At 54.8% G+C, this 6,000-nt stretch carries 6 protein-coding genes; 2 read left to right on the top strand and 4 right to left on the bottom strand.

Annotated features, from left to right (window positions below):
• From ACXJJY_RS04580 to ACXJJY_RS04565, 4 genes are all read right to left on the bottom strand, one after another.
• A partial coding sequence (locus ACXJJY_RS04580) for an IS1634 family transposase (protein WP_456385526.1) occupies window positions 1-1,275 on the bottom strand: 1,275 nt, incomplete at its 3' end.
• A 280-nt stretch (window positions 1,276-1,555) separates the two neighbouring features.
• A complete protein-coding gene (locus ACXJJY_RS04575; protein ID WP_456385525.1) occupies window positions 1,556-2,929 on the bottom strand; it encodes a sensor histidine kinase in 1,374 nt (457 codons plus the stop codon).
• Between the two features lie 59 nt (window positions 2,930-2,988).
• Window positions 2,989-3,669 carry a response regulator transcription factor gene (locus tag ACXJJY_RS04570; RefSeq protein ID WP_456385528.1) on the bottom strand — a complete coding sequence of 227 codons (681 nt, stop codon included), beginning with the start codon at window positions 3,667-3,669 and terminating at the stop codon, window positions 2,989-2,991.
• A 100-nt stretch (window positions 3,670-3,769) separates the two neighbouring features.
• The gene (locus ACXJJY_RS04565; RefSeq protein WP_456385524.1) at window positions 3,770-4,663 is read right to left on the bottom strand and encodes a phosphoribosylaminoimidazolesuccinocarboxamide synthase; all 894 of its coding nucleotides are present in this window, start codon (window positions 4,661-4,663) and stop codon (window positions 3,770-3,772) included.
• Window positions 4,664-5,013: 350 nt separating this feature from the next.
• On the opposite strand from ACXJJY_RS04565, the gene ACXJJY_RS04560 reads away from it, so the two are divergent.
• Window positions 5,014-5,475 carry an Hsp20/alpha crystallin family protein gene (locus ACXJJY_RS04560; protein ID WP_456385523.1) on the top strand — a complete coding sequence of 154 codons (462 nt, stop codon included), beginning with the start codon at window positions 5,014-5,016 and terminating at the stop codon, window positions 5,473-5,475.
• 109 nt (window positions 5,476-5,584) lie between these two features.
• Window positions 5,585-5,986 carry an Hsp20/alpha crystallin family protein gene (locus tag ACXJJY_RS04555; protein WP_456385522.1) on the top strand — a complete coding sequence of 134 codons (402 nt, stop codon included), beginning with the start codon at window positions 5,585-5,587 and terminating at the stop codon, window positions 5,984-5,986.
• Window positions 5,987-6,000 lie beyond the last annotated feature (14 nt).

The following is a 6,000-nucleotide window of genomic DNA, read 5'->3' as shown; positions in this document are numbered from 1 at the left end:
CCGACCAATACGTTCCTGAATCTTGTCGATATTTTTCATGGTGCGGGGCCGGGTCAGGCCATCGGCAATCTTCTTGAGTCCCGCCTCGAAACGATCGGCAAAACGTTGCGTTATCCCCTGCTCTTTTGCGGCCCGACGCTCGGAATAGCAGTACAGCCGCACTTCCTGGCCATCCTTAGAGAACAGCTTCTGGCCATGGACCTTTTCCAGGGAAGAGGTCTCAATGGCAATGGCTTCATCGTGGTCAAACTCTCTATGTCGTTTTCGGCTGACCACCAGGTAGCGGTAGCCATTGGTTTTCAACCAGGTGATATTTTCCTCCGTGGCAACCCCTCGATCCATCACCACCAGGCTCCCCGCGGGAGCGCCAAGGTCACGAAGCATTTCCTCCAGCGTGCCGGCTTCCCCGACATTACCGGCAAAGACACTCGACCGCCGGACAAAACCGCTGCCATCAAGAACCAGCCCCAGGGTCACCAGGGGACGGTCGCTTCTTTTTTCTTTGGAGTGCCCGCGTCTGGCCTTGAGATTGGCAGACGCATTGCCTTCAAAGTAGGTGTTGGTCAGATCATAGAGGGTCACGGTGCAGGACAGACCAAAAAGATCTTGAACCCGGGCAAAGAGTTGCTCTTCCAGCAACGCTCTATGGTGCACCAGAAGATCAGAGGCCCGATACAGCTGCATGAGGCTCATGGTCTCGTAATCCACCTCCAGCAACTCACCAAGGCCACTTCTCTCTCGCAGCCAACGGTGGGTAGCGAGCTCAGAACCCGGGGCTGCCATCCGACCGATAATCAAGCCAATGGCTGCTGCCCGCTGTGGACCGGTCAATCCAGCCTTCTGCAACAGTCCGGGGAAATCGACCTGTTCCATGGCCCACAGCGCGGTATGTTCCACGCCCACCGAACGGGGCCGGCTCATTTCCAGGCTGTCGATGTCAACCTCCTCCTGCATGTCGACAGCAGGACCTTTTTCACCGGCAGCAAAAGCAACATCCTCCATGCTGGCAACAAGCCGGGCCGCTATCCTCCTGGCCTCCTGCTCAACCTCTTCCGGAAGTGTTCCGGAAAACAGCTTTTCCTGGCCGGCCAGGATTTCTTCAACGCGGGAACACAGCCCAGACCAATGTTCCCTGTCAATATCGAAACAACGGCCAAGGTTGAGCAGGGTAACCTGCCGTACCCTGGTCCCCTGCCGTTGAGAACGGACCAGTCGATAGGTGAAATATGGTTCTCCAGCTGGCGAGGATCCTGTGCGAGTACGTCGAATAAACATACAGCCAGGATACCCGATTTTCACACACTGCGTAATGGCATATCTTCTTTTTATGGCACTACACAAGGTATCCCGAAACAAGAATTTCGGTAATTCAGCAAGTTAAGTTGCGACAGGCCCAAAAAACACTATTTTTTTCCACCCAGGTGTTAAACTTGGGCTAGCTGGTCCCGCTCGGTTCGTGCACGGGAGGGGCAGCCGGGACCACTGCAGTGGCAAGGAAACGGGCAGGTCAAACGTACATTCAGAGCCGGTTTTGAAAATGGTTATCGCAAATTTTTCAGTTATTTCGTGGCAGCGTTACCACAAAACAGCTGCCAGCACCGGCCCGACTCTTGACGGTTATTGTACCATGATGGGCCTTGACTATCGTTTTGACCAGGGCCAGGCCAAGACCGTTGCCCGGGGTGGAACGGCTGGTGTCTGCACGATAAAAACGGTCAAAGATCCTCTCAAGATCCCCACTGCTGATACCTGGACCGCTGTCAGCGACAGACAACAGGGCTTTACCGGCCTCTGTTGTGAGAGAAATTGTAATCTTTCCGCCGGCAGGGGAAAATTTAATGGCATTATCGAGCAGGTTTGCCAGCAATCGTTGCAGAGCGTGCAGGTTGCCGGAAACCGTAATGGTGTCTGAAGGCGCATGCAGGATGAGCTGGATACCATTTTCCTCTGCTGCCGGCCGGTACAGATCCGCTGCAAGAACGATAACTTGAGCAAGGTCGATATCATCCATGGGAAGTTCGGTCACCCCGGCATCTATCTCGGCCAGTTCGAGGATGGTGTTGATCTGGCCCACAAGCCGGTCACTTTCTTCAATAACGGTGACCGCCATGTCCTGGTAGGCAACCATATCCGAATCCCTGGTCAGGGTAGTCTCAGCCACGCCCCGTATGCGGGTAATGGGCAGACGCAGGTCATGGGCCACATTATTAATGACCATTCTCAGCTCACTGATGAGAGAGGCGACTTGATCCTGCATGGTGTTGAACATCGTGGCCAGGGCCTCGATCTCCTCGCCCCTGTTACCGCTCTGGATGGGCTGATCGAGATCGCCCCGCGCAATACGGGCAGCGGCCTCGGTCACCTGGCGCACCCCGCCCATGGCTTTTCGCGCGATGAGCCAGGCGCCAATACCGCCGGCACCAAGGATGAGCAGGAAGGCAGTGGAAAAGGTCTCCCGGCAGGTTTCCAGAACCCGATCATTATCATCCAGGGCAAGGCCTGTCTGGAGCAGGAAGCCATCGTCGAGGCGGGCAGTGATGATTTTCACCGAAAACTGACGGCCCGGCAGCTGCAGCCGTTTGAGTTCTTCTCCTGTTTCAGGGACAACCGGAACAAAGGTATCCAGACCCTGCCAGCCAGTGAGGTCGGAGGCCGCCACCTGATTACCGTCCGGATCCAGCAGGCGGTAAAAGACCCTTTCCCTGCCCGTGGCCTCGGCCTCCAGGGCAAACTCTTCCTGCAGACCCGCCAGGCCCCTGTCTTTTCTGGTCTGGGCAAATTCACGAATCTTGGCATGGAGACGCGCATCGGTCCGGTCTCTCAAACTGTTGGCTATCTGAGTGTAGACAAGGAGAAAGGCTGCCAGGGACAACACCCCGAAAAGCAGGGTGTACCAGAGGGTAAAACGCTGGGTAACCGTGTGGAACATGCTAACCGGCGGCAGAAGAAAAGAAGACAGGGAACCGGAGGTATTGCGCCACTGACGGACTACGGCCTGGTTTCATCAAGGACATAGCCCACTCCCCGAACTGTGCGAATCAGCCGGTGGGCCGCATCCTGATCGATCTTATCACGAAGGCGGCAGACACAGGCCTCAACCACATTGGTTTGCGGATCAAAATCATACCCCCAGACATGTTCAAGAATCATCATCTTGGAAACGACCCTGCCCCGATTACGAAGGAGATACGCAAGGAGAGCGAATTCGCGCTGTTGCAGATTAATTTCACGACCTGCCCGGCGTACCTTGTGGGCCAGGAGGTCTACCTCAAGATCAGCCACTGCCAGCAGGTTTGTCTCCTGCGCCGGTCTGCTGCGGCGTAAAAGAGCATGAAGACGGGCGACGAGTTCGGCAAAGGAAAACGGTTTGACCAGATAATCATCCCCGCCGGCCTTGAACCCCTTTAGCCGGTCTTCCACAGTTTTACGGGCACTCAAAAAAAGTACAGGCGTGGTCGAACCGGCAGCACGCAGCCGTTCCACCACGCTGAGCCCGTCGAGACCGGGCAGCATGATGTCAATGACAGCAGCGTCAAATTGCTCCTCCCTGCCCAGATCCAACCCCGTGGACCCGTCTGCGGCATGACGGACAGTAAAGCCCTCGGCCGCAAGACCTGTCACGATAAAGTCCGCAGTGCGGTCATCATCTTCAACGAGTAAAATTTTCATGGAGTCAGCGCATTCGCACCACAGCTTCTGCAGCTCCTGTTTTCCATCCTTCAGCCCCATGAAACCGCAGTGTTGTCGGTAACCGCATTGGTCCTGTTAATCAGCCGGTAATGCGGGCCAGGGCTTCCTCGTAGCGGGCCCTGGTCTTGTCCAGGATTTCCCGGGGCAGGGGCGGAGGCGGAGGCTGTTTGTTCCAGTCAAGCGAGGAAAGATAATCACGCAGAAACTGCTTATCAAAACTTGGCTGCCCCTTACCCGGTTCGTACTGATCCGCAGGCCAGAACCGCGATGAATCCGGTGTGAGCACTTCGTCGATGAGAATCAGGTTGCCGTTCTCGTCCTGTCCCATCTCAAACTTTGTGTCTGCGATGATAATACCTTTTGAACGGGCATAATCAGCAGCCTTTTCATAGAGCCGGATACTGATATCCGTGACTTTATGCGCCAGTTCCGGGCCGATGACCTCCTCCATCTGCCGGGTGGAGATATTTTCATCATGCAGTCCCTGCTCGGCCTTTGTGGAAGGAGTGAAAAGAGGCCTCTCAAATTTGTCGGACTCCCGCATACCTTCGGGCAGTTTGAAGCCACAGACCGTGGTGTCCTTCTGGTAGGCTTTCCAGAAAGAGCCCGACAGATAGCCGCGGACAATGCATTCAATGGGCAGGACCTTTGTCCGGCGCACCAGCATGGACCGACCTTCCAGCTGGTCCCGATACTGATGGCAGATCTCGGGATACTCGTCGACCTCGGCGGAAATCAGATGATTATCGACGATATCTCCCAGGAGATCGAACCAGAACAGGGAGAGCTGGGTCAGCACCCGGCCCTTGCCCGGAATCGGGTCGTCCATGACCACGTCATAGGCGGAAATGCGGTCAGTGGCGACCATGAGAAGTTTGTCCCCGTGACCGGGAATTTCATACATGTCCCGCACCTTACCCCGGTGCAGCAGATTCAGATCTGAAAAATCAGTGGTAATAACGGCGTCAGCCATAATATGCCCCTTGTATTCCTGATGAACCAGAATGGCTGGACCATATTTCAGAACTGTCCAGCCACACCTAACCATGAAGATCACCCTGGCAAGACTAAGCTCCGAGGCGATTTTCAGATAAAAATATCCTGTCACCATCACAGAGTGGTTTCAGGACTGTTTACGCGGATCGGGAACTATTATACAGGATCCTGAAGTCTGCGAACAGTCAAAAAACGTTTCCCTCCCCTTGACAACCTCTATTTGCGGATTATCGTTTCAGGCGAAAAAGGGTGGAATATCAGAGAGGTAAACCCACAAAAGAACCTCGCATGCCCACTGGATTACAACCACTGAAAGGAGGAAGAATCATGGCACTGATACGTTTTGCAGATCAACCGCAGTTCAGGAACCCCTGGGCGGAGTTTGAGCGTATCCGTCAGGGCCTTGATGAAATTTCCCGCAGTTTTTTAAGCAGCGCCATCAATCGCCCCATAAACCCCACGGTGTATCCGCCGCTCAATATCTTTGAAGATGAGGAACACCTTATCATCAAGGCCGAGCTGCCCGGATTCAAGGCCGACGATATCGATATCTCCCTGGAAGGAGATACACTGACCCTGCAGGGTAAACGGGATCTGCGGCCGGAAGAGGAGAAGATCTCCTACCACCGGCGTGAAATCGCCACCGGCAGTTTCAGCCGGGCCATCACCCTGCCGACCAAGATTGACCCGGATTCCATTTCCGCGACGCTGAAAAACGGTATTCTCACCGTGACGCTCAGCAAGGCGCCTGAAGTTCGGCCAAGAAAGATCAGCGTGGTCACTGAATAAGGAAACGGTACTTGATCCGCTTTCATGAGGTGACGTAGTACGGAAAGGAAGAAAACAGCCTGGAGCCGGCAGGTTCCCGGGTGATTTTCTGGTATACAGGAGGAATACCATGGGAGAGCATGAACTGACTATCCAGCAGAAGCAGGAAGTGCAACACGCCGGTGAGACGACCAAGCCGGAAAAATACTTTGTCCCGGCGGTCGATATTTATGAGACCGACAAAGATGTCACTGTTATCGCCGAGATGCCGGGAGTTCCGAAAGACGGGATCGACATCTCGCTGGAAGACGATGTCCTGACCATCAAGGGAACCAAAGAGCCTGAAAACATGGGCAATGTTCGTATTCTGCTGCAGGAGTACGAGACCGGCCACTACCTCCGCCGTTTCACCGTGGCGGAAACCATTGATCAGGATAAAATAGAAGCCTCCATGTCCGACGGCCTTCTGAAGGTCGTCCTGCCCAAAACCGCGCCGGCTCAGCCCCGCAAGATCGAAGTCAAGGCAGGTTAACGGGGTCTGAGATA

This window comes from Desulfolithobacter sp., assembly GCF_054025815.1.
Note: the sequence above shows the minus strand (reverse complement) of the source record. Positions and strands in the feature narration are given on the sequence as shown.